Source organism: Paenibacillus tianjinensis (assembly GCF_017086365.1).
GTDB lineage: Bacteria > Bacillota > Bacilli > Paenibacillales > Paenibacillaceae > Paenibacillus_AQ > Paenibacillus_AQ tianjinensis.
Genome location: NZ_CP070969.1, coordinates 5,816,541 through 5,839,908, shown reverse-complemented (window position 1 = coordinate 5,839,908; position 23,368 = coordinate 5,816,541). Strand labels below are relative to the sequence as shown.

At 50.8% G+C, this 23,368-nt stretch carries 25 protein-coding genes; all 25 read left to right on the top strand.

Annotated features, from left to right (window positions below; translation table 11 throughout):
* The first annotated feature begins 18 nt into the window (after positions 1–18).
* Entirely contained in the window at positions 19–1,173 is a 1,155-nt protein-coding gene (wecB, locus tag JRJ22_RS27140; protein WP_206102298.1) for a non-hydrolyzing UDP-N-acetylglucosamine 2-epimerase, read from the top strand.
* A 194-nt stretch (positions 1,174–1,367) separates the two neighbouring features.
* Positions 1,368–1,622 carry an AtpZ/AtpI family protein gene (locus JRJ22_RS27135; RefSeq protein ID WP_206102297.1) on the top strand — a complete coding sequence of 85 codons (255 nt, stop codon included), beginning with the start codon at positions 1,368–1,370 and terminating at the stop codon, positions 1,620–1,622.
* Positions 1,615–1,992 (top strand): ATP synthase subunit I, encoded by a 378-nt coding sequence (locus tag JRJ22_RS27130; RefSeq protein WP_206102296.1) that lies wholly within the window; start codon positions 1,615–1,617, stop codon positions 1,990–1,992. Before JRJ22_RS27135 ends, JRJ22_RS27130 begins: the two co-directional genes overlap by 8 nt.
* A 29-nt stretch (positions 1,993–2,021) precedes the next feature.
* On the top strand, positions 2,022–2,849 hold the full coding sequence (gene atpB, locus JRJ22_RS27125; RefSeq protein WP_206102295.1) for a F0F1 ATP synthase subunit A: 828 nt from the start codon (positions 2,022–2,024) through the stop codon (positions 2,847–2,849).
* A 104-nt stretch (positions 2,850–2,953) separates the two neighbouring features.
* Entirely contained in the window at positions 2,954–3,178 is a 225-nt protein-coding gene (gene atpE, locus JRJ22_RS27120; protein WP_019914999.1) for a F0F1 ATP synthase subunit C, read from the top strand.
* A 110-nt stretch (positions 3,179–3,288) separates the two neighbouring features.
* Positions 3,289–3,777 carry a F0F1 ATP synthase subunit B gene (atpF, locus tag JRJ22_RS27115; RefSeq protein WP_206102294.1) on the top strand — a complete coding sequence of 163 codons (489 nt, stop codon included), beginning with the start codon at positions 3,289–3,291 and terminating at the stop codon, positions 3,775–3,777.
* Entirely contained in the window at positions 3,774–4,325 is a 552-nt protein-coding gene (locus JRJ22_RS27110) for a F0F1 ATP synthase subunit delta (RefSeq protein WP_206102293.1), read from the top strand. The genes atpF and JRJ22_RS27110 overlap by 4 nt, the downstream gene beginning before the upstream one ends.
* Before the next feature lie 11 nt (positions 4,326–4,336).
* Positions 4,337–5,848: a F0F1 ATP synthase subunit alpha gene (gene atpA, locus JRJ22_RS27105; RefSeq protein ID WP_206102292.1), complete on the top strand. Its 1,512-nt coding sequence runs from the start codon at positions 4,337–4,339 to the stop codon at positions 5,846–5,848.
* A 153-nt stretch (positions 5,849–6,001) separates the two neighbouring features.
* On the top strand, positions 6,002–6,871 hold the full coding sequence (gene atpG, locus JRJ22_RS27100) for an ATP synthase F1 subunit gamma (RefSeq protein WP_206102291.1): 870 nt from the start codon (positions 6,002–6,004) through the stop codon (positions 6,869–6,871).
* Positions 6,872–6,933: 62 nt separating this feature from the next.
* Complete coding sequence (atpD, locus tag JRJ22_RS27095) at positions 6,934–8,331, top strand: F0F1 ATP synthase subunit beta (RefSeq protein WP_206102290.1); 1,398 nt, start codon at positions 6,934–6,936, stop codon at positions 8,329–8,331.
* Positions 8,332–8,435: 104 nt separating this feature from the next.
* Positions 8,436–8,852: a F0F1 ATP synthase subunit epsilon gene (locus JRJ22_RS27090; protein ID WP_206102289.1), complete on the top strand. Its 417-nt coding sequence runs from the start codon at positions 8,436–8,438 to the stop codon at positions 8,850–8,852.
* A 294-nt stretch (positions 8,853–9,146) separates the two neighbouring features.
* Complete coding sequence (locus tag JRJ22_RS27085) at positions 9,147–9,404, top strand: DUF1146 family protein (protein WP_206102288.1); 258 nt, start codon at positions 9,147–9,149, stop codon at positions 9,402–9,404.
* Positions 9,405–9,603: 199 nt separating this feature from the next.
* On the top strand, positions 9,604–10,965 hold the full coding sequence (gene murA, locus JRJ22_RS27080; RefSeq protein ID WP_206102287.1) for a UDP-N-acetylglucosamine 1-carboxyvinyltransferase: 1,362 nt from the start codon (positions 9,604–9,606) through the stop codon (positions 10,963–10,965).
* Between the two features lie 157 nt (positions 10,966–11,122).
* A complete protein-coding gene (gene spoIID / locus JRJ22_RS27075) occupies positions 11,123–12,274 on the top strand; it encodes a stage II sporulation protein D (protein WP_206102286.1) in 1,152 nt (383 codons plus the stop codon).
* Positions 12,275–12,334: 60 nt separating this feature from the next.
* Entirely contained in the window at positions 12,335–13,075 is a 741-nt protein-coding gene (locus tag JRJ22_RS27070) for a stage II sporulation protein SpoIIQ (RefSeq protein WP_206102285.1), read from the top strand.
* Between the two features lie 239 nt (positions 13,076–13,314).
* Positions 13,315–13,602, top strand: coding sequence for a sporulation transcriptional regulator SpoIIID (gene spoIIID, locus JRJ22_RS27065; protein WP_019915029.1), 288 nt, complete (start codon positions 13,315–13,317; stop codon positions 13,600–13,602).
* 128 nt (positions 13,603–13,730) lie between these two features.
* Positions 13,731–14,729 carry a rod shape-determining protein gene (gene mreB, locus JRJ22_RS27060; RefSeq protein WP_206102284.1) on the top strand — a complete coding sequence of 333 codons (999 nt, stop codon included), beginning with the start codon at positions 13,731–13,733 and terminating at the stop codon, positions 14,727–14,729.
* A gap of 49 nt (positions 14,730–14,778) precedes the next feature.
* Positions 14,779–15,654 (top strand): flagellar hook-basal body protein, encoded by an 876-nt coding sequence (locus JRJ22_RS27055; RefSeq protein WP_206102283.1) that lies wholly within the window; start codon positions 14,779–14,781, stop codon positions 15,652–15,654.
* A gap of 43 nt (positions 15,655–15,697) precedes the next feature.
* On the top strand, positions 15,698–16,519 hold the full coding sequence (locus JRJ22_RS27050; RefSeq protein ID WP_206102282.1) for a flagellar hook-basal body protein: 822 nt from the start codon (positions 15,698–15,700) through the stop codon (positions 16,517–16,519).
* A gap of 8 nt (positions 16,520–16,527) precedes the next feature.
* On the top strand, positions 16,528–16,758 hold the full coding sequence (locus JRJ22_RS27045) for a DNA-directed RNA polymerase subunit beta (protein WP_206102281.1): 231 nt from the start codon (positions 16,528–16,530) through the stop codon (positions 16,756–16,758).
* Positions 16,759–17,075: 317 nt separating this feature from the next.
* Positions 17,076–17,498, top strand: coding sequence for a 3-hydroxyacyl-ACP dehydratase FabZ (gene fabZ / locus JRJ22_RS27040; RefSeq protein WP_054942285.1), 423 nt, complete (start codon positions 17,076–17,078; stop codon positions 17,496–17,498).
* 47 nt (positions 17,499–17,545) lie between these two features.
* Entirely contained in the window at positions 17,546–19,264 is a 1,719-nt protein-coding gene (locus JRJ22_RS27035) for a phospho-sugar mutase (protein WP_206102280.1), read from the top strand.
* A gap of 113 nt (positions 19,265–19,377) precedes the next feature.
* Positions 19,378–21,414 carry a DUF5693 family protein gene (locus JRJ22_RS27030; RefSeq protein ID WP_206102279.1) on the top strand — a complete coding sequence of 679 codons (2,037 nt, stop codon included), beginning with the start codon at positions 19,378–19,380 and terminating at the stop codon, positions 21,412–21,414.
* Positions 21,390–22,538: a polysaccharide pyruvyl transferase CsaB gene (gene csaB, locus JRJ22_RS27025; protein ID WP_206102278.1), complete on the top strand. Its 1,149-nt coding sequence runs from the start codon at positions 21,390–21,392 to the stop codon at positions 22,536–22,538. Before JRJ22_RS27030 ends, csaB begins: the two co-directional genes overlap by 25 nt.
* Complete coding sequence (locus JRJ22_RS27020; RefSeq protein WP_408637856.1) at positions 22,539–23,303, top strand: WecB/TagA/CpsF family glycosyltransferase; 765 nt, start codon at positions 22,539–22,541, stop codon at positions 23,301–23,303.
* Positions 23,304–23,368 lie beyond the last annotated feature (65 nt).

The window sequence follows — 23,368 nt, the reverse complement described above, 5'->3', positions numbered from 1 at the left end:
AAGAGAGGTTAGGGGTTTATGTCCAAAATTAAAGTGATGACGATTTTCGGAGTGCGCCCTGAGGCGATCAAAATGGCGCCGCTGGTGCTCGAGCTGAACAGACACCCTGAGCATATTGAATCCGTTGTATGCGTAACCGCGCAACACCGTGAATTGCTGGACCAGGTGCTGGAAGTTTTCAAGATCGTTCCCGACTATGATCTGGACGTGATGAAGGACCGCCAGACGCTGAATGAAATCTCGATACGCGTGCTGGAGGGGCTGGAACCTGTACTTCGTGAAGCTAAGCCTGATCTGGTGCTGGTGCACGGGGATACGCTGACGACTTTCCTGGCCAGCTATGCCTCCTTCCTGCAGCAAATTCAGGTAGGACATGTAGAAGCAGGACTTCGGACCTGGAACAAACTTTCCCCATATCCTGAGGAAATGAACCGCCAGCTGACAGGAGTTTTGGCAGATTTGCATTTTGCTCCAACCGATTGGTCAGCCGGCAATTTGAGACACGAGAACAAAAAAGAGTCAAGTATCTATATCACAGGCAACACCGTAACCGATGTGTTTCAATATACCGTACAGCCGGATTACCGGCATCCTGTATTGGATTTTGCAGCAGGAAAAAGACTCATTTTAATGACGGCGCACCGCAGAGAGTCTCAAGGCGAACCGCACCGTCATATTTTCCGTGCTGTCAAAAGAATCGCTGATGAATTTGAAGATGTAGCCATTGTTTATCCCGTGCATCCTAGTCCTGCAGTTAAGGAACCGGCTCATGAGATTCTGGGCGGGCATCCGAGAATTAAGCTGATTGATCCGCTGGATGTTGTTGACCTGCACAATTTTTATCCGCATACCCATCTGATATTGACCGATTCCGGCGGCCTGCAGGAGGAAGCTCCCTCCTTTGGAGTTCCTGTGCTTGTGCTGCGTGATACAACCGAGCGCCCGGAAGGGATCGAGGCCGGAACATTGGAGTTAGTGGGGACGGACGAGGAGAAGGTGTATCAACGGACACATGCTCTGCTGACTGACCAGGATTTGTATCAGTCGATGAGTCGGGCCGCCAACCCGTATGGAGACGGCAAAGCCTCCGAGAGAATTGTCAATGCGATTTTACACCATTTCGGAGCCGTTGAAGAACGTCCGGAGGAATTTCACAGAATGTTCACAAAGTGAACGTTGAGGCTGTGAAATGATATTTTGAAATGACCAAAATCAACATACAGTAAAACTGTACGGTTTATATGGTTTTGGAATGTTTTGCTGTGATTATTTTCATACTTTCATCCGAAAAACCCCCGATTTTCGCTGGATTGACAAACTCTTGTAACATTCAGTAAAATGAATGGGACTTCTAAGGATGTGTTCAAATGAAGGGTCCTGAACCCCCCTCAGATCCGCAGAAACAAACGGGAAAAGCACTCAAAGCCATGAGTCTCGTCAGTGCCGTCGGCATTGATTTGGCCGCCTTTACTTTAGGGGGCTATTTCTTGGGGAAATGGCTTGACAGCAAGTGGAACAGCTCCGGAATTGGAGTGGCGCTGGGTGTCGTTTTGGGTGTTCTGTGTGGAATAACAGGTATCGTCTTCATTATTAAAGCTGTCATGGAGGAAAGTGATGGATGATTTGTCCCGGTACCGCAAGGTATTGGCGTTGGCAACACTTTGCTTCGTGGTTGTTTGCGTTCTGGCTGCGGCTTTATCCCCGGATGTCCGGAGTATAGCTTTGGGTTTGGCGCTTGGCGGAGCGATTGGCTGCATCAATCTGACCTACCTCGGCTATAAAGTCCGGCAAGTGGCGGATACCATGGCTGGCGAAGGCAAGAGGCGTGTAAGCCTGGGGTTTCTGACCCGTGCTGCACTGAGTCTCTTAGGTGTAATGGTTGCCTTTAAAGCGCCGCAGGTTTTCAATATGATTGCGGTGGCTGGTGGTTTGCTCTTGGCTCCAATTCTTCTTATTATAATAGGGATTGGGTTTTCGCGTAGAGAAAGATAAAGGCTGCAACGGAGAAAGGGGTGAGAAACATGCATAAATCACCAGTTATTATGCTAGGCGGCTTACATATCGACCTTTCTATCGTGCTCATGCTATTAGTGACTTGTACCATTTGTTTAGTACTCGGACTTCTAGCTACGCGCAACTTGTCGGTCGAGAATCCCGGTAAGCTGCAGAATTTCCTGGAGTGGGCGGTTGAATTCGTTCAAGGACTGATTTCCAGCACGATGGATTTGAAGAAGGGCAGACCTTTTCTTTCTTTGGGTCTTGCGCTGATTATGTTCCTGTTTGTAGGTAACTTGCTCGGACTTCCGCTCGGTGTGGTTACGGATTATCATGATGCGGAACACGCCAAGATTTTTGGCAAGCAAATCGAGCCGGTCGTGAAGGAGCTTGATAAGCTTCACGCAGCTGCAGATCCTGCTTCCCATGAAGAAATCGAAGTGGGGGTTGCCTGGTGGAAATCACCGACAGCCGATCCAGCCGTTGCTATGGGGCTTGCGGTAATGATCTTCCTGCTGTCGCACATTCTGGGGATTACCCGCAACACCAAAAATTACTTCAAACACTATTTCGAGCCTTACCCGTTCTTCTTCCCAATCAATCTGATTGAGCAGGTGTCGAAGCTTTTGACACACGGTATGCGTCTATTCGGTAATATCTTTGCCGGAGAAGTACTGATATCGGTTATCCTCAAATTGGCTGCGCTTGGTGTAGGAGGCTGGATTGCTTCAGTGCTCGGCTTGATTGTGTGGCAAGGCTTCAGTTTGTTCATCGGTACTATTCAGGCGTTCATCTTCGTTATGCTGACCATGGTGTATTTCTCGCAAATGCTGGAAACCCACGACGAGCACTAACTTAGACAGCCGCAAAGAGTTAAGATTTATGCCAAGGGTGAAGCATACTTCAGGTTTGGCTCATTAATACACACTAAAACATATCTTTGAGGAGGATTTACACAATGGGAGTTATGGCTTATTTGGCAGCTGCAATTGCAGTAGGTTTGGGAGCGCTTGGTGCCGGTATTGGTAACGGTTTGATTGTCAGCAAAACAGTAGAAGGTATCGCCCGTCAACCGGAAGCGAAATCCACTCTTCAGACTACAATGTTCATCGGGGTCGCACTGGTAGAAGCCCTGCCGATCATCGGTGTAGTACTTGCTTTCATGTTCTACATTGGAGCTTAAGATTTACAAATGTTTGGCGGGGAAGGCAACAGCCCTCCGCGCCTTCTTTTTAGACTATAAGAATGTATAAGTTTTCACCTTGAACGTGCAACGGAAAGGAGTGTCTAACATTGTCTTTTGTATGGGAATCTTCCGTGTTGGCTATCATTGCCTTCGGGATTTTATACTTTTTGCTGAACAAGTACGCTTTCGGGCCGTTGTTTTCCGTAATGGAAAAACGGCGTGAACTTGTGCTGCAGCAAATGGATGAAGCGTCCAAAACCAGAGAACAGGCTGTTTCTTATGTAGAAGAACAGAAGCAGGCTCTGCAGCAGGCGCGCCAGGAGGCACATAACATCATTCAACAATCGCAGGCTACGAGTAGCAATCAGGTTGACCGTATTCTGGAGCAGGCCAAGGCAGAAGCTAACCGTCTTAAGGACGAGGCTGTCCGCGATATTGAAAGTGAGAAAAACAAGGCAGTGGAAGCACTGCGCAGCGAGCTGGGAACAGCATCGGTTCGAATCGCTTCCAAGCTGCTTGAAAAAGAAGTTAAGGCTGACGGCGAACAGGAACAGCTTGTTGATCAATACCTCAAAGAGGTAGGAGGCCGATCATGAGCCGCGATACGGTAGTTGCCAAACGATATGCCAAAGCTCTGTACAGTGCAGCGGTGGAAAAAGGCATTACACTTGAAGTGGAAGAACAGCTTAAAATGGTAGTTGAGGTGCTTCATCTCGACCTGGAAGTGAGACGGTTTATTCTTGCACCGCGGATCTCACAATCCGATAAGCTGAATGTACTGCGTACAGCGCTTCAGGGTAAAGTCTCTCCGACGGTGATGAACACGGTAGAGCTGCTGGTAGAGCGGGGCAGAACCGATATTTTTGCTGATCTGCTGGAAACGTACATCAAAATAGAAGGAGACGCCCTCGGCATTGGAGATGCAACCGTGTACTCCACATATGCCCTGAGTCAAGAAGAGCAGGACAGTGTTGCCGCAGAATTCAGCCAGCTGACGAACCGCAAAATCCGGGTTACGAATCTGATTGATAAAAGCCTGCTGGGCGGATTGAAGGTCGTGATCGGCGATACGCTGTATGACGGCAGTCTTTCCGGTAAGCTTGCACGTCTCGAGAAATCTTTTAACGATAAGCATAGAAGATAGGGGTGAGGATATTGGGCATCAGACCTGAAGAGATCAGCACTTTGATCAAAAGTCAAATTGAGCAATATAAAACCGATATCGAAGTGGCCGAAATTGGCACCGTCATTCAAGTCGGAGACGGTATCGCCCGTGTCTACGGTCTGGAAAACGCGATGGCAGGCGAATTGCTGGAGTTCTCCAACGGAGTAGTAGGCATGGCGCTCAACCTGGAAGAAAGCAACGTCGGTGTTGTTATCCTGGGTGAGTACAAGGAAATTCGTGAAGGTGATCAAGTAAAACGTACAGGACAAATCATGCGGGTTCCGGTTGGCGATGCTATGCTGGGCCGTGTAGTGAATGCACTCGGACAGCCGCTCGACGGCAAAGGTCCAATTGCAACCACTGAATTCCGTCCTGTGGAACATAACGCTCCAGGCGTTATCGACCGCAAATCGGTACATGAGCCGATGCAGACCGGCCTCAAAGCGATTGATGCGATGGTGCCGATCGGCCGCGGACAACGTGAGCTTATCATCGGTGACCGTCAGACCGGTAAAACGGCTATCGCAATCGATGCCATCATCAACCAAAAAGGCAATGGCATGAAATGTATCTATGTTGCCATCGGCCAGAAACAATCGACAGTAGCACAGGTTGTTGAAACTCTCCGCCGCCACGGCGCACTGGAGTATACAATCGTTGTAACCGCTTCGGCATCCGAGCCGTCTCCGCTGCTGTATATCGCTCCATACGCAGGCTGCGCAATGGGCGAATACTTCATGTACAAAGGCGAGCATGTCCTCGTCATTTATGATGACCTTTCGAAGCAAGCATCCGCTTACCGCGAATTGTCCCTGCTGCTCCGCCGTCCACCGGGCCGCGAAGCGTTCCCTGGTGACGTATTCTATCTGCACTCCCGTCTTTTGGAGCGTGCGGCTAAGCTTAGCGATGAGCTTGGTGGAGGTTCATTAACCGCGCTGCCATTTATCGAAACACAGGCATCTGACGTATCGGCTTACATTCCTACGAACGTAATCTCGATTACCGACGGCCAGATCTTCCTGGAATCCGACCTGTTCTATTCCGGTCAGCGTCCGGCGATCAACGTCGGTATCTCCGTATCCCGTGTAGGCGGTTCCGCGCAGATCAAAGCAATGAAGAAGGTTGCCGGCTCACTCCGTCTGGATTTGGCCCAATACCGCGAACTTCAGGCGTTCTCCCAGTTTGGTTCCGATCTGGATAAATCTACGCAAGCCCGTCTGAACCGCGGTGCGCGTATGATGGAAATTCTTAAGCAGGGTGTTAACCAGCCGCTGTCTGTAGAACACCAGGTAATCAGCTTGTATACAGCTGTCAAAGGCCATCTGGATGATATCCCTGTCAAAGACGTAAGACGTTTTGAGAAGGAATTCCTGGCTTTTGTGGACACCAGCGCTGCCGGAATCGTTAAATCCATCACGGATACTAAAGATTTGACTGCAGATAACGAAGCTGCGCTCAAAGAAGCTATTGATAAATTCAAAAAAGGCTTTGCGACGAGCTAATCGTTATACACATACAAAGTTAGTCTGAACCGGAGCTTTGGCACTGCCAAAGCTTTGGGATATGCTTACGAAGATAGCTTTGACTTCGTCAAAGCTCAGTATATGCTTACGAGGTCAGCTTTGACTTCGTCAAAGCTCTAAGGTGGTGAAATCATGGCAAGAAGCATGCGTGATATTAAACGTCAAATCAAGAGCGTTCAAAACACCAGACAGATCACGAAGGCAATGGAGATGGTAGCCGCCTCGAAACTCCGTAAAGCGCAGGAGAAAGCAGAAGCTGCCCGTCCTTACTCGCAGAAGCTGAAAGAGGTCGTATCGAACATTGCTGCCGGTACACAGGGTGTGACCCATCCGATGCTGGTGAGCCGTCCGGTGAAGAAGACCGCTTATCTTATTGTTACCTCTGACAGAGGTCTCGCCGGCGGATACAATGCCAATATTCTGCGGAAGCTCACGTTGCTGCTGGCAGAACGGCATGCATCCAAAGACGAGTATGCTTTGTTCGTGATCGGCCGGAAAGGCCGTGACTTTTTACGCCGCCGTGAATACCCGATTGTAGAGGAAATCACCGAGCTGTCCGATACGCCGAAATTCTCCGACATCAAGTCGATTGCTTACTCAGCGGTTCAGCAGTTCGAAACAGGCGTGTATGATGAGCTGTATATTTGCTACAACCGCTTCGTTAATGCCATCAGCCAGGTACCGACGGTTGACCGTCTGCTGCCAATGGATGCAGTAAGCGGAACGGATCACCATGAAGCAAGCGCAAGCTACGAATACGAGCCTTCTCCGGAAGGCGTACTCGGAGTGCTGCTTCCAAAATATGCGGAAACGCTGATTTACAGTGCAGTTCTTGACGGCAAGGCCAGTGAGCTGGGAGCGAAGATGACAGCGATGGGCAGTGCAACTAAGAACGCGTCAAAAATGATCGGTGAACTCAGACTTACGTATAACCGTGCCCGTCAGGCGGCAATTACACAGGAAATTACCGAGATTGTGGCCGGAGCGAACGCGCAGTCTTAAGACTTAAGAAACGGGTTCCGTTTCTTCTCAATGCAACAGCTTTCGAGGAGGGAAATATTAAGATGAACAAAGGACGCGTTGTAAGCATTATGGGTCCGGTTGTCGATATTGAATTTGAACGCGGCCAGTTGCCCGAGATTTTCAACGCTATCAAGATTGTAACCAGCTTGGAAAACGGCCGCACTATTGATTTGACCCTTGAGGTTTCCAATCACCTGGGTGACAATCTGGTTCGTTGTATCGCAATGTCGTCTACAGACGGCCTGGTACGCGGGCTTGAGGTTATTGACCAGGGCGGACCGATTTCGGTTCCGGTTGGCGCAGCTACACTTGGCCGCGTATTTAACGTGCTGGGCAATCCTATTGATAACGGCGCTGAGGTAGTTGCAGAACGCAACCCGATTCACCGTCTTGCTCCGACATTTGATGAACTGTCGACGCAGGCAGAAATTCTGGAAACAGGAATCAAGGTTATCGACTTGCTGGCCCCTTATGCCAAGGGTGGTAAAATCGGCCTCTTCGGCGGTGCCGGCGTAGGTAAAACCGTAACCATCCAGGAACTGATCAACAACATCGCACAGGAACACGGCGGTATCTCCGTATTTGCCGGTGTTGGTGAACGTACCCGTGAAGGTAATGACCTGTATCATGAAATGACGGACTCCGGCGTTATCAAGAAAACGGCAATGGTGTTCGGACAAATGAATGAGCCGCCGGGCGCACGTCTTCGTGTAGCTCTGACCGGTCTGACCATGGCGGAGTATTTCCGTGATGTGGAAGGCCGCGATACGCTGCTCTTTATCGATAATATATTCCGCTTTACCCAAGCGGGTTCCGAAGTATCGGCGCTCCTTGGCCGTATGCCGTCTGCGGTAGGTTACCAGCCTACACTGGCTACGGAAATGGGTCAATTGCAGGAACGCATCACTTCTACCAAGAAGGGCTCGGTTACCTCGATCCAAGCGATCTACGTACCGGCGGATGACTATACTGACCCGGCTCCGGCTACAGCTTTTGCCCACTTGGATGCAACAACCAACCTTGAGCGTAAGATTTCCGAGAAGGGGATTTTCCCAGCGGTAGATCCACTGGCTTCCAGCTCGCGTATCCTGGCTCCGGAAATTGTCGGCGATGAGCACTACAACGTGGCACAAGGCGTTAAGCAGCTGCTGCAGCGCTATACTGAGCTTCAGGACATCATTGCCATCCTCGGTATGGATGAGCTGAGCGAAGAAGATAAGGTTATCGTAGCCCGTGCCCGTAAAGTTGAACGCTTCCTGTCCCAGCCTTTCCATGTGGCAGAACAATTCACCGGCTTTAAAGGTAAATATGTACCGATCAAGGAAACGGTTCGCAGCTTCAAGGAAATCCTGGAAGGTAAGCATGATGATCTTCCGGAAGCAGCCTTCCTCTTTGTAGGCACGATTGAAGAAGCGGTCGAAAAAGCGAAATCAATGTAATTCTGTTTAGATCATGCTTCTCGATAGCGAGCTTTACTTCGTAAAGCTTAAGCTTATGCTTTCGATGCGAGCTTAACGAAGTTAAGCTTTTAGGAGGAATGAAAGTGAATACCTTTCTGTTGGAAATTGTCACGCCGGAGCATCTCGTTTACTCCAAGCAGGTTAATAGCCTGACTGTAAAGGGAGCCGATGGCGACCTGGGTATTTTGCCGGGACACATTCCCCTTGTGACTCCACTTCAGGTTGCTCCGATGTTCGTTAAGGCGGATGGTGTTACGACCATAATCGCTGTTCATGGCGGGTTCGTGGAAGTGCATAAAGACAAGGTGACCGTGCTGGCCGAAAGTGCCGAGCTTCCTAAGGATATCGATGTTGAACGTGCCGAAGCGGCTAAAGAACGGGCTCAGCGCCGTCTTCAGTCCCGCAGTAAACAGGATGATATTGATCACCGCCGTGCGGAGCTGGCGCTTCAACGCGCCGTTACACGGATCAAAGTGTCCACTGGAAAAGGACAACAGTAATCAAATAAGCGGTCAAGCCTCTGGCTTGGCTGCTTTTTTTTAAGATAAGAATTTATAGGGTTCACACTCTAAGTTATTCTTCTCTATCTCGCACAAACGGATACCGTCCTTAAAAAGGCCATAAAGCCGTTTTTCTTGGTTGGAGCAAAACTATGATTATGTGACTATCTAGTAACAACCCAAGCTATCTGAGCATGTAATGTTTAAAAATTTGCAAAAGTACTGGATTCTTTTCATCTACGCAAGTATGATATAAGAGTCGATTTCCAAGTAACATATACACGGAGGGGTTAGATGGATCAAATGTTGTATGATGATTTGTCCAGCGCGATCAGTACCAGCGGTTTGGTCTCGATGATCGTTTCTTTGCTCTGTGTAGTATTATCTTGGTGGGCACTTCAGAACCTTAAGCTCGATTTGGTCATAAGATATCCCAAGAGCCCACAAGGCAGACTGCTGCACTTACTGCTGGCAATCGTCCTCGGCCACTTCGTGGCGGGCTTCCTGCTGGATTACTTGAGCTGGAGCGGACAGATTCGTAACATGTTTTAAGGACTAGGGGTTTGGTTATATCTGTCTTAGGCCAACCGAGTGAAAATGATGTCGAATAATAAGGTTTTATTATGTCAACACTGATGTTTAAGGAACGTGCCCGCACATCGGGCACACTGGCGGAATATTCAATATTTTAACAGCTGCATCTTACATTCAAAATTAATTTAAGAAATAATGGACGCGGAGGGAAACCGAAATGAGCAAATTTATCGTCCGCGGTGGCAACAGATTGACCGGGAGCGTGAAAGTAAGCGGCGCAAAAAATTCCGTACTACCGATCATAGCCGCCTCTCTATTGGCAGAAGAAGGAGTAAGCGTCATTGTGGACGCTCCTCCGCTAGACGATGTAATGACCATCAGCAAAGTGCTGGAATCTCTGGGTGCGGGTGTTACATACCAGAATGATATCATCGAGGTTGATGCTAGAAGCATTACTTCCTGTGAAGCACCTTATGAATGGGTGCGGAAAATGCGGGCATCCTTCTTAGTAATGGGCCCACTCCTGTCCCGTATGGGGCATACGCGTATTTCCCTGCCTGGAGGCTGTGCCATCGGCACAAGACCGATTGACCAGCATCTCAAAGGGTTTGAAGCTCTGGGAGCCGAAATCAGTCTGGGTCAGGGCTACATTGAAGCGAAATCAAACGGACGGCTGCGCGGGGCTAAAGTGTATTTGGATGTAGCCAGCGTAGGAGCGACCGAAAATATAATGATGGCCGCAGCACTCGCTGAAGGGGTTACGGTCATTGAGAATGCCGCTAAGGAACCGGAAATTGTCGATTTGGCCAACTACCTGAACGGCATGGGCGGTATTGTCCGCGGGGCAGGAACAGGCGTTATCCGGATTGAAGGGGTTGAGCGCCTGCATGGCGTGAAACATCATGTGATTCCTGACCGGATCGAAGCTGGTACCTATATGGCGGCTGCAGCGATTACAGGCGGTGATGTGTATGTGGAAGGCGCAATTGCCGATCACCTCGGTCCTGTTATTGCTAAGATGGAGGAAATGGGCGTTACTATTATCCCGGATGAGAACGGTATACGGGTCATCGGCGACAAGCCGTTGAAGGCTGTGGATTTGAAGACTTTGCCGTACCCTGGTTTCCCTACTGATATGCAGTCGCAGATGATGGCGCTGCTGCTCCGCTCCGAAGGCACTGCAGTTGTAACGGAGACGGTATTTGAGAACCGGTTCATGCATGTGGATGAATTCCACAACATGAACGCTGAGATCAAGATCGAAGGACGTTCGGCCATTGTGACTGGAAATGCGCAGCTGGTGGGTGCTAAGGTATGCGCTACAGACCTGCGTGCAGGCGCTGCACTTATTTTGGCAGGGCTTGTTGCCGAAGGGACTACAGAAGTCAGCGGAACCCATCACATTGACCGCGGTTATGTGAATCTGGCCGAGAAACTGTCGGGACTTGGTGCGGACATATGGCGGATTTCCATGGAAGAGTCGCCTGCTCCGGTTGTAAAGGAAGAGGTCCTCAAACCTGAAACGGCAAGAAGTGAAGAGCTGAAGCCGCGCTTCCAGATTCAGCCGACCTGGGTATAATTATTGTAAATAACGACGAAGACTGCTCCGCATATGCGGGGCAGTCTTTTTTAGGTTCTGTTTTTTTGAACTCTCTCACTCTCAGAATAGCGTTCTAGCAGCACCCGGAAATTCATATCTATAAGAATCACCGGTGACTTACGGAAGGAGCATAGAGATGAGAGATTTTCGCTATCTGAAACGCCAAATGCAGAAGCGCCGCTTGGTGCGCCGGCCGGGCAGCGCACCGCGGCTTCGGCGGCTGGCCCCCGCCGCCTGGCTGGCAGCCCCGCTGCTTGCGGGGCTGCTGCTGCCGCTGGCTCTTGTCCCGCTGCGCGGGGGACATGAGCCGGTGCCGCCGGCCGTGCCGCAGGCCACGGCCTCCCCGGCTGCGCCGGGAACGGCTGCGGAAGCCCCGCAGCCGGAGGTCTCCGTCTATTTGTCGCAGAGCGGACAAATCGAGACCCTGCCGCTGGAGGACTACGTCAGCGGCGTGCTGGCGGCCGAGATGCCTGCTGACTTTGAGCTCGAAGCGCTCAAAGCGCAGGCCGTGGCCGCACGCACGTTCATTGTCCGCCGCCTGATGGCCGGCGACCACAGCGGGGTGCCCGTTCCGGAGGCGGATGTGAGTGATACGGTAAGCCATCAGGCTTACGTATCCTTGGCCACGCTGGAACGGGATTGGGAGCACGGCGGCAAAAGCGCCGCACTGGCCAAGCTCCGCCGCGCGGCTTTAGAGACGCGCGGAGTGATCATGACCTATAAGGGGCAGCCGATCACGGCTTCCTTCTTCGCCTCCAGCGGGGGCTATACCGAAAATTCGGAAGACTACTGGAATTTTGCCGTTCCTTATTTACGCAGCGTAGCCAGCCCATGGGAGCTGGCGATTACACCGAATCTTGCGGTAACGGTTAGCTTCAGCACCCCTGAGCTGCTCAGCAAGCTGGGCCTGGAGTCCAAAGCCCTTCCAGCCTCCGCGGGTTTGTCCGCAACCGGGAAGGTGAATCCGGTAGCCTCTTCTTCCTCTGCTCTGCCGGCTGTGGTCCTGTCGCTCACTGACGGACACCGGGTCAAGGCGATTTCCATCGGAGGGACCGTGTTCAGCGGACGCGAGGTGCGCGAGAAGCTGGGGCTGCGCTCCAGCCAGTTCACCTGGAAGCGGCAAGGCAGTAAAGTACTCATCACTACCTACGGAAACGGGCATGGAGTAGGAATGAGCCAGTGGGGGGCGAACGGGATGGCTAAGGAAGGCAGCACGGCCACCCAGATTCTCAAACACTACTACAGCGGCATCTCTTTTACCCAAGTCTCAACTCTTCTGAAAAAATAACTTAAAAGATACGTATAAAAGCGGATCGCCCGGTAACACTGGTTACTGAGGTGATAAACTATGAATGAACAAGACAAAAACAAACAAACCCATGATGAATCTCTCAAAAACAAGCAGGGAGATTCAGGCGCTAAGCCTTCTTCATGGAACAGAGTATTATCGAGACGCTGGGTATTCCCGGCAGTCTACACGGCGGCAGCGGCTCTTATACTAACCTTGGTGTGGTTCTATCAGGATGCCGGCCAGAAGCCGCTGAATTCTGACACCGCCGCCGTAGTTTCACAGGACACCGCTGGTTCCGGCAATGAAGCCGGTACAGCTGGAGATCCTGCAGCAGTCGAAGTTGTCGCATCGGCAGAAAACCTGGCTTGGCCGGTGGCCAGCCCAAGTGATGTGGAAGTGGTCAAACCGTTCTACGATGAAAATGGAACCGAAGAAAATCACGTTGCAGCCATGGTACAGTATGACAACACCTTTGTAACCAATAACGGCATCGACATCGCCCGTGAAGATAACAAAACGTTTGATGTCAAAGCTGCACTTAGCGGTGAGGTGACACGGGTGGAAGATGTTGCGGTATTCGGCAAGGTTGTTGAAGTTACCCATCCCGGTAATCTGAAGACCGTGTATCAGAGCCTCGGTGATATCAAAGTGAAGCAAGGCGATGAAGTGAAGCAGGGCGATACGCTGGCAACAGCGGGACGCAGTGAAATTGAGAAGGATCTTGGCAACCATGTGCACTTTGAAGTGTACGAGGATGGTAAACCTGTAAATCCGTCTGATCTGCTGACACAACGCTAAAATGCATTTTTACTCAGGGGGCGCTCGCCCCCTGTTTTTTTTGTGCGCTCCACGGTGGCGTAACTCTAAGCTTATTACTAAAAACACCTCTTTAGTCCCATTCCGCGAATTCCGGGCTCTTTATGGTTGTCCATGAAATAAAATGAGCCTTCCCGGGCTTGTCACGTCCTGAAAGCGCGAATATATAGGCCCGCCCCTCATATAATGTACCAAACTATCCACAGTTGGGAGGCGGGAGCGTGCACGATTACATCAAGGAACGGACGATCAAAATCGGACGCTGCATCGTGGAAACCAGGCATACGGTCCGGACCATAGCCAAGGAATTTGGCGTATCAAAGAGCACGGTGCATAAAGATTTAACCGAACGTTTGCCGGAAATTAACCCGGATTTAGCGGATCAGGTGAAGCACATTCTCGAATATCACAAATCGATTCGTCATCTGCGGGGGGGAGAAGCGACAAAAATTAAGTATAAAAAAACGACCGGTAAAAAACGCGAGGTTGCTGTAGCCTCAAAGCCATGAACTTTTTGGATTTTTAAGCTATTATTCAGTTTTAGCGCATTGTATACTTCCCCTAAAGTATGGTATTTTTAAATTTGGTACTAACTAACTATTCTCATTTAAAATAACACTTTGGGGGCTCTTTCATTATGCTTAGCAAGGATATCGGAATCGATCTCGGCACTGCCAATGTGCTCATTCATGTCAAAGGGAGGGGAGTCGTTCTGGATGAACCCTCCGTGGTCACACTTGAAAGTGATACGAAGCGGGTCCTTGCGGTTGGGGAACAGGCACGTCGCATGGTTGGACGTACACCTGGCAATATTACTACCATTCGTCCTCTCAGGGACGGTGTCATTGCTGATTTTGCCATAACAGAAATGATGCTGAAGTATTTCATCGACCGCGTTGGCGGACGTACCTGGTACTCTAAGCCCCGCATATTGATCTGCGCCCCCACGAACATAACATCAGTTGAACAAAAATCAATCCGGGAAGCAGCCGAACGCAGCGGGGCCAGGGATGTTTATCTGGAGGAAGAACCTAAAGCCGCTGCCATCGGAGCGGGTATGGATATTTATCAACCAAGCGGAAATATGGTCGTCGATATCGGCGGCGGAACGACGGATGTAGCTGTCCTGTCCATGGGCGACGTCGTTACCGCCTCCTCGATTAAAGTCGCAGGGGACAAGTTCGACGAGGCCATTTTAAAATATATTAAGCAGAAGTACAAACTGTTAATCGGTGAACGTACCGCTGAGGATATCAAGGTTTCCATCGGCTCGGTCCGCCCCGGCGGCATGAAGGCCGAGATGGATATCAGGGGACGGGACATGGTAAGCGGACTTCCCCAGACGCTCACGATTTCGTCCGGCGAGGTGAAGGAAGCGCTGTGGGACCCGGTTTCGATGATTGTGGCTGCGGCCAAATCGGTATTGGAGCGTACACCGCCGGAGCTGTCTGCAGATATAATTGACCGTGGAGTCGTCCTGACGGGCGGCGGCGCACTGCTTAACGGGCTGGACGAGCTGCTCTCTGAACAGCTGCATGTTCCGGTCTGGGTGGCGGAAGATCCGATGCATTGCGTGGTCAAGGGAACCGGGATTATGCTAGATCATTTGGACAAGGTCGTTAAGAAAAAGTTCTAAGCTGCCGATATAAGGGATAACAGCAGATTCAGGAAGGGGAATTGCCCTCATGATTAGAGGATTATATACGGCCGCTGCCGGTATGGTTACGCAGCAGCGTAGACATGACACGGCGACGCAGAACATTGCCAATATGAATACAACGGGGTACAAGCAGGTCGACAGCGTCAGCCACGCTTTTCCTGAGGTATTGATCTCCGCGATGAGCGGAGGCACTACGAAGCAGGTCGGCCGCCTCAATACGGGGGTGTTTGCCGAGCAATCGATTTCGCAATATTTGCAGGGCGATCTGATTGAAAGCGGCAAGCCCTATGATTTTGCGTTATCCACCGACTTGCTGGTGCAAGATCCTGCGACCGGCGAGAATATTGTTTTTGACGGCTCGGGTAAATATGTAAATGCCGACGGTGAGGTTATTTACCGGCCTCAGGCGTTCTTTACTGTTCAAGATAATGAAGGCAACAATTTATATACAAGAAACGGCAGCTTCACTGTAAATGCAGCGGGAGAAGTATTAAGCTCTGGAGGGTTCAAGGTACTGGACGCCGCCGGCAATCCGCTGGTATTGACAGAGCCGCAGGATAATCTTAAAGTGGACGGGCAGGGTAATCTGCTGGATCCGGCTACAGGTCTTCCTTCCGGAACGAAGCTCGGCATCAGTGTTATCACCAAACCGCAGGAGCTGGTGCGTGACGGGAATGGTGTGTTCCATGCGGATGATGCAGATGCTGCTGAAATCCGGTATGCGGATGCCGGAGATAATCTGCAGGTGCGCCAGGGTTATCTGGAAGGCTCCAACGTCGATGCTACCCAGGTAACCGTTGATTTGAACGCTGCCTACCGGGCTTATGAGGCCAATCAGAAGGTCATCCAATTCTATGACAGCAGCCTGCAGAAGACAGTGAATGAAGTGGGCAGAGTATAGGCCGCAGCAGCAATGCTTATTAAGCTTTTGGGAGGTTTGATCTGTGAACAATTCAACAATCGGTGCAGCCGTCTCGATGTCCAGTCTTCAGGCACGGCTGGATATCATTGCAGATAATATTGCCAATATGAACACGAATGGTTACAAGAGCAAGGAAGGCTCATTTGAGGATGTGCTGACCCGTGTTCAGCAGCAGTCCAAGGAGTACGACCAGCCTGGCCGCAGTACGCCGCTCGGCTTTAATATCGGATTTGGTGTCCGTGTGGCTACGGTAACAAGCAATTGGGAAGAAGGCACAATGCAGGAGACCGGTAATCCGACAGACCTGGCGCTGCAGGGGAATGGATTATTCGGGGTTCAGGTCAACGGGGGCACTGCCTATACACGCCAAGGTGATTTTCACTTTACGCCTGATCCGGCTGACACTAAACGTATGATGCTGGTGGACAATGCGGGGAATCCGGTCCTGAATACAGAAGGCAATCCGCTGACAGTGCCTGCCAATGTAAGTGCTGCGATAGATGAGAAGGGCCGGGTACTCACCAAGAGCGGCGAGAACGATCCTGTACAGCTAGCGGGCACAATCATGATTGTGGAGCCGCTTAGCAAGACTGCGCTGCAGGCTGTGGATGGTAATTTCTATGTCCTTCCTGAAGGGGTTACTGCGAACCAGGCCTTTCTTCAAAGAACACCTGGTGAAGCTTCAGCAGTAGGCGTGCGTTCCGGTTATCTGGAGCAGTCCAATGTGGATCTCAGCAAGGAAATGACAGAAATGATGCAGATTCAGCGTACCTATCAGCTTGCCGCCCGGGCGCTTTCTTCCAGTGACCAGATGATTGGCCTGGCCAACAATATGCGCGGGTAGGTGAAGGAATGAGTGTTCAGAGTAAACATAAGCCCGAAGAGGAAACCCAGCAGCCGGTGAAACGGCGCGGTGTATCCAAATGGACGATCATTCAGTGGTTTCTGATTCCTCTGCTGCTGATAGCTGCACTTGCAGGAGGGTTAGTTGCCGGATATGTCATCCTGGGCAAAAGAGAATTCAGTGATGTGCTCCAGTGGAGCACATGGAAGCATGTGTATGATCTGGTGTTCGCACCTTAATTTAGAGCTTTTTTAGAACTCCCTTGTTGTACAGGGGAGTTTTCTTTTTTATACTGGAAAATGTATAATGATTGGGGACTAAGGGGGCGCCCGGATATAGGCTTACTGATAAGTCCAAAAAGGGCCCTCTCCGCCATGCTGCCGCGTGCGGCGGAGAAAGCCCCTTATCTCAACCTCCACTGCTGCAGGTCGTGAAGGATAATTATAGTTTTTTCCGAAGCAGTCCATATTTATGCAGCCTTTAGCAAAGAATATGCTGAGTTCAGCAGCAGGGATTGTTTGAACACGCGGTTATATCCGAAAGGAGCTTTGCCAACATGCTTAATATCAATGAAATTCAAGAAATAATCCCCCACCGGCCTCCATTTCTGCTGGTGGACAAAATTATCGAAATAGAAATGGGCAAACGGGCAGTAGGCATCAAGAATGTGACGGTGAATGAACCGTTCTTCGCCGGCCATTTTCCGGGATATCCGGTTATGCCGGGTGTGCTGATCACCGAAGCGCTGGCTCAGGTCGGAGCTGTGGCCATTCTGGGAGTTGAAGCTAACCGCGGGAAGATTGGTTTTCTGGCAGGTCTGGACGGATTCCGTTTCCGTGGCCAAGTAGTGCCGGGCGATACGCTTACACTGGAAGTGGAGATTACCAGACTTAAGGGCAGCATCGGAAAAGGCCAAGCTACTGCCAAAGTGGATGGCAAGATCGTCGCTTCCGGAGAAATTATGTTCGCACTAAGCTAGTACCTGTTATAAAATCATATATCATAGATGGAGAAGGAGAGATTCATATGACTCAATTAAGCCCGAAAGCCGAAGAAACTTTATCACGCTGGCTGCAGGACCCTTCTGTGGACGAGAACACCAAGGCAGAACTGAACCTTCTTGCGAATGAGCCGCAAGAGCTGGAAGAGCGCTTTTACAGAGATTTAGAATTTGGTACAGGCGGTTTGCGCGGTGTGATTGGTGCCGGCAGCAACCGGATTAACCGTTACACAGTAGGCAGAGCTACTCAAGGGTTCGCTAATTATATTCTGGAACAGCATACCGGGGAAGGCAGACCTTCTGTCGTAATCGCGCATGATTCCCGCCGTTTCTCACCGGAGTTTACTTTGGAGGCAGCGCTCGTACTGGCTGGTAACGGCATTGAAGCGCATCTCTTCCCTTCGCTGCGGTCCACACCACAGCTGAGTTTCACTGTACGCCATTTGAAGGCTACTGGGGGCGTAGTGATTACAGCCAGCCATAACCCTCCGGAGTACAATGGTTATAAAGTGTATAATTCCGAAGGCGGACAGCTGGTTCCGCATGAAGCGGAAAAGGTTATTTCCTACATATTGGAGGTTGATTCCTTCAATGGTGTAAAACGTATTTCCCGTGAAGAAGCCGAGAGCCAAGGCTTGCTGCATTGGCTGGGAGAGCAGGAAGATGAGGCCTTTACAGATACGGTGGCGGCTGTCAGCGTTGCCCGTGAACAAATCACATCTACACTTGGCCGTGATTTCAAAATTGTCTACACTCCGCTGCACGGAACAGGGAATCTGCCAGTCCGCAGCGTTTTGAAGAAGATCGGATTTACTGAGGTTCATGTCGTACCGGAGCAAGAGCAGCCGGATTCTGAGTTTTCTACCGTCAAGTCTCCGAATCCTGAGGAACGCGAAGCGTTCACCCTTGCGATTAAGCTGGGTGAGGAGCTGGGCGCTGATCTGCTGATCGGAACCGATCCGGATGCCGACCGTATGGGAGCCGTTGTGCGCGACAATGAAGGCAAATTCGTGGTTCTGTCCGGCAACCAGTCCGGTGCGCTGATGATCCATTACTATTTGAGCCGTCTGCAGGAACAAGGCAAGCTGCCAAGCAATGGTGCAGTGGTTAAGACCATTGTTACCAGTGAAATGGGGGCGGCCGTAGCTTCCCATTATGGCGCTACCGTATTTAATACACTGACCGGATTCAAATATATTGGGGAGAAAATGACCCAATTCGAGCAGTCCGGGGAGTATACCTACCTATTTGGATATGAAGAGAGCTATGGTTATCTTGCGGGCAATTATGCCCGCGATAAGGATGCCGTGCTTGCCTCTATGCTAATAGCAGAAGCGGGTGCCTATTACAAGGCGCAGGGCAAGACGCTGTATGATGTCCTCCAGGAGCTGTATGAGCAGTTTGGCTACTTCCTGGAAAGCCTGGAGTCCCGCACGCTCAAGGGTAAAGACGGTGTAGCGCAAATTCAGGAAATTATGAATGACTGGCGCACTAGCCCGCCACAGGAAATTGCCGGTGCCTCTGTAACCGAGGTCCTTGATTACTCGCTCGGCCTGAATGGCCTGCCGAAGGAAAATGTATTGAAGTACCTGCTGTCTGACGGATCCTGGTTCTGCCTGCGCCCATCCGGCACAGAGCCGAAAATTAAAGTGTATTTTGCCGTTCGCGGTGAATCGCTCCAGAATGCAAAAGACAAGGTAGCTGCGCTGACGCAACAGGTTATGTCCCGCGTGGACGGGAAATAATATATCCTACAAGATATTAAGTTTTCTACAGAAACGGATACTGCTCCTCACAGGACGCACGTCCGTTTCTGCTTGAGTTTAGAGGTTTTGAAGTGAAAGAGGAGGTACTTTTGGTGCAGCAGAAATGGCAACGATGGAATATAGCTTCGCGCAAGTGGTTGTGGATACTCGTGGTGATTGGTGTTTTGGCCGCTCTCCCGGTTGTTTACGATCGCCTGCAGACAGAGAAGTCTTCCAAGACGGTTGAATTTGTATTTGATTATCGTGATCTCGTAGAGGTAGCCAGCTACCGCGTAAATCCTAAGGACTATATATCTGAGCAGCTTGACCGTTTGAAGGATGCCGGTGTACAGAGTATGGCTATTTATGAGAGCACGCTTGAGGATTACCGCAAAACCCGCCGCCTGATGTTATGGGGTGCGGCTGACATCGCAAATTTGACAGACACGGTGATTCCGGAAAATGAGAACTATACATACGTCCTCTTCACGAGCACGGAGAATAGTTCGGTGCTCGCACCGATCATACAGGAAGCCTTCAATCGTCTTGATATCGCAACTGAAAACTGGAGCTTCCGCGGACAGCAGGGGCTTATCATCAAAACTCCGCTGGAGGACGCAACACTGAAGCCGCTGCAGCCGGACCCGTTTAATCTGGAGATGCTGCATGAGAAGGGCTTTAATATTGTGCCCCGGCTGGTTGATTCATTAACATACGACCAGGAGGCTGTTACGAAGCTGCTGGATCGTTATCAGGAGCTTGGAGTGAAACGGATTCTTTTTGAAGGGGAATCTGTTAAGGGATTCAATGATGATGCTTCCGATAGCAGTCTATCTGCATTTGCAGATCTTCTTAAGGAACGCGGAATGGGAATTGCTGCAATCGAGAACATTAAAGTACAGCAAAAAGGATTTAATAGACTGGCTTATCTGCTCGATTATAATGTGACCCGGCTGTATTCTCTTAGCGAAGGTGATTCCGGACTATCTCCGGAAGTAATCGCTGACCGCTTTGCGCTGGCCACTAAGGACCGTAATATCCGGATGATCTATCTCAACACTATTCCATCACGGGATACCACCAAGGCTCAGGTTACCGACACCTTGGACAACCTGGTAACCAGCCTTAGCGGCCCGGATGGGGCAGTGAAGAAAATCGAAGATAACGGCTTTACTCTGGGTCAGGCCACGGCTTTTGAAGTTGTCGATTCCTCCTATCAGCGTTACTTTAAGCTGGGAGCTGTGATTGGCGCAGTATCCATGGTTGCCCTTCTTGTCTCCTACTTTATTCCTTTGCTCACCCTTGCGGCCTGGGCACTGGGTCTGGTTGGAAGCGCAGGGCTGATGCTGCTGAAGCCGGAGCTCTTTGAACAGGCGTTGGCACTTGCAGTGGCGATCAGTGCACCAACGGTTGCAACGGTGCTGGCCGTCCGCAAAATCAACGAACAAGGCCCGCCGCTGCGGAAGAGTACGTTAACTTATGTGGTTATGAGCCCGGGCCGCCGATTGGCGCATAGTCTTGTGCTATATATAAAGACTGCTCTTATCTCACTGAGTGCCGTGCCTTTTGTCATCGCACTGCTAAACAATATTACCTACAGTCTGGTGCTCAATCAGTTCCGCGGGGTAAGCCTGCTGCATCTGGCTCCAATTGCCCTGACCGGGCTTTATGTACTCTTATATCGCGGAGAGTTTGCATTTAACAAAACAGGCAAACTACTGCGTACCCCAATTACGCTAGCCTGGGTTATTGCTGCCGGCATTCTCGGCGTGATGGGAATGTATTACTTAAGCCGTACCGGCAATGGCGGCAGTGTAAGCTCGCTTGAAATGTCATTCCGTACCTTCCTGGAGAATACAGTTGGCGTGCGGCCTCGGAATAAGGAGTTCCTGCTTGCCCACCCGCTGTTTATTTTGGGTGCCTTCATGGCCTATAAATATCGGAACGCCGCCTTTATCATGATCGTCGCGGTGATTGGACAGCTATCCATGGTGGATACTTTCGCCCATATTCATACTCCGGCCTTAATCTCACTCATCCGCGGAGGGCTTGGCTTGGGACTTGGTCTTATCATTGGACTTATCGCCGCCTTAGTATGGCAGATTGCGGAAGGGTGTTGGAAAAGATGGTCGCCACTGCTCAGAAAATAATTATTTCCGGCTACTACGGTTTCCGTAACAGCGGGGACGAGGCAGTGCTGCAGTCCATTCTAAACGCATTGCAGAAGCAGTCTCAGGCTGCCGGGATCACTATTGAACCTATTGTGTTATCCATTGATCCGGAATGGACGACCGCCACCTATGGGGTGAAATCCGTCCACCGGATGAAGCTGGGCGAAGTCCGGCGTGCCATCTCGGAAAGTGCCGGGCTTATCAGCGGGGGAGGCAGCCTGCTTCAGGATGTAACAGGCAGCAAGACTATTCCTTATTACCTAGGTATAGTTAAACTTGCCCAGTGGCTGGGGAAGCCGACCTTTATTTATGCCCAAGGCATCGGTCCGGTGAACCGGAAGCTGTTCCATCCGTTGATCAAGTCCGTATTCCGCAAATGTGTCTATGTGTCTGTGCGGGACGAGAAGTCCCGTCTGCTGTTGCAAAGTATGGGACTTGACGGGAGTAAGATTGAGGTTGTTCCCGACCCTGTTATGGGTCTGGAGCTTCCAGCGGTACCCGGAACGCCAGCCCAGGCTCCTCAATCTCCCAATAGCTCGGTTTCTGCACTGAAGACTGTAGGCGTATCAGTGCGGTATTGGGAGGAATCGCGGCGGGAGCTGGATGCGATCGCTGAAGGGCTGGTACAGGCCTGTGCCGAAGCGCCGCTTCACTTGCGGTTCCTGCCTTTTCACCATCCGCCAGACAATGAAGCCTCAAGATATGTGATACAGAAGCTGGAGAGGAAGATAGCAGCGCTTGGAGGAGCAGTTAGCCTGTGTGAGGATGCGCTTCATCCCCAGCAGATGCTGCGTGAAGTTGCAGGGTGTGATGCTCTGATCGGTATGCGCCTGCACAGCCTGATCTACGCCGCCGGCAGACGTGTGCCTCTAATGGGTATCTCCTACGACCCCAAGATTGATCATTTTCTGGAGCAAATCCGCTCCACGCCGGTAGGATCGACCCAAACATTGGAAGGCAGCGTGGTTGCAACTGAAATTCTGCATCTTCTGGAACAAGGGGAAGCATGGAGACGGGAGCGGGAGCCGTTAATCGCAGCCTTAGTTGAAGCAGCCGAGGCTCCGGCCCGGCAGATAACCGAATATTTCCGCCGTAAAGGATGATTGAACGTGAAAGCAGATAGTGTTTTGCCCACTGTGCCAATTTTTGGTATACGAGTATCCAAAGTCGACATGAAAGCTACGGTTTCCTATTTGACCGAGGCTGTACGTAACCGGGAGCCTCATCAGGTGATCACGGCCAATCCCATCATGGTTATGACTGCACTGGACAATCCGGCCTATATGGAGATTATGAAGTCAGCAGAATTGGTCGTCCCTGATGGAACGGGTGTTGTATGGGCAGCGGAATATTGCAAAGAGCCTGTGGCTGAGCGTGTAGCAGGATTTGATCTTTTACATGAATTGCTGCGCCAAGGCGAAGTCTATAACTGGAGGGTCTACCTTCTGGGTTCTACACCCGATGTGATTCGCGAGACCGCTTCAAGGTTACAAACTCAATATCCGCGTATCGTAATAGCCGGCTACCGGGATGGTTACTTTGGACCGGAAGCAGACGAGGAGATTATTGCGGATATTACCCGCTCTCAGCCAGACCTGCTTTTTGTCGCCAGAGGTGCAGACAGCCAGGAACCGTGGATCGCCAAGTACAAGTCCCGGCTGAATATTCCTGTGATGATGGGGGTGGGCGGGAGCTTTGATGTGATCTCAGGCAAAAGCAAACGGGCTCCTAAAGCTTTCCAGAAACTCCGTGCAGAGTGGTTATATCGACTTCTCAAAGAGCCGACTCGATACAAAAGAATGCTTGCGCTGCCGAAATTCGCAGTAAAAGTGGTACGCGAGAAAGATAAAGTGACAAAAGTTCAGTGAAAAGCGTGAATTAACCGGAAAAATCCGAACAACAGCCTAAAAACGGAATTGGAATTTACTTTTAG

Coding starts and splice junctions, on each gene's coding strand:
- wecB (WP_206102298.1), top strand. CDS start 19: ATGTCCAAAATTAAAGTGATGACGATTTTCGGAGTGCGCCCTGAGGCG.
- JRJ22_RS27135 (WP_206102297.1), top strand. CDS start 1,368: ATGAAGGGTCCTGAACCCCCCTCAGATCCGCAGAAACAAACGGGAAAA.
- JRJ22_RS27130 (WP_206102296.1), top strand. CDS start 1,615: ATGGATGATTTGTCCCGGTACCGCAAGGTATTGGCGTTGGCAACACTT.
- atpB (WP_206102295.1), top strand. CDS start 2,022: ATGCATAAATCACCAGTTATTATGCTAGGCGGCTTACATATCGACCTT.
- atpE (WP_019914999.1), top strand. CDS start 2,954: ATGGGAGTTATGGCTTATTTGGCAGCTGCAATTGCAGTAGGTTTGGGA.
- JRJ22_RS27110 (WP_206102293.1), top strand. CDS start 3,774: ATGAGCCGCGATACGGTAGTTGCCAAACGATATGCCAAAGCTCTGTAC.
- atpG (WP_206102291.1), top strand. CDS start 6,002: ATGGCAAGAAGCATGCGTGATATTAAACGTCAAATCAAGAGCGTTCAA.
- atpD (WP_206102290.1), top strand. CDS start 6,934: ATGAACAAAGGACGCGTTGTAAGCATTATGGGTCCGGTTGTCGATATT.
- JRJ22_RS27085 (WP_206102288.1), top strand. CDS start 9,147: ATGGATCAAATGTTGTATGATGATTTGTCCAGCGCGATCAGTACCAGC.
- murA (WP_206102287.1), top strand. CDS start 9,604: ATGAGCAAATTTATCGTCCGCGGTGGCAACAGATTGACCGGGAGCGTG.
- spoIID (WP_206102286.1), top strand. CDS start 11,123: ATGAGAGATTTTCGCTATCTGAAACGCCAAATGCAGAAGCGCCGCTTG.
- JRJ22_RS27070 (WP_206102285.1), top strand. CDS start 12,335: ATGAATGAACAAGACAAAAACAAACAAACCCATGATGAATCTCTCAAA.
- mreB (WP_206102284.1), top strand. CDS start 13,731: ATGCTTAGCAAGGATATCGGAATCGATCTCGGCACTGCCAATGTGCTC.
- JRJ22_RS27055 (WP_206102283.1), top strand. CDS start 14,779: ATGATTAGAGGATTATATACGGCCGCTGCCGGTATGGTTACGCAGCAG.
- JRJ22_RS27045 (WP_206102281.1), top strand. CDS start 16,528: ATGAGTGTTCAGAGTAAACATAAGCCCGAAGAGGAAACCCAGCAGCCG.
- fabZ (WP_054942285.1), top strand. CDS start 17,076: ATGCTTAATATCAATGAAATTCAAGAAATAATCCCCCACCGGCCTCCA.
- JRJ22_RS27035 (WP_206102280.1), top strand. CDS start 17,546: ATGACTCAATTAAGCCCGAAAGCCGAAGAAACTTTATCACGCTGGCTG.
- csaB (WP_206102278.1), top strand. CDS start 21,390: ATGGTCGCCACTGCTCAGAAAATAATTATTTCCGGCTACTACGGTTTC.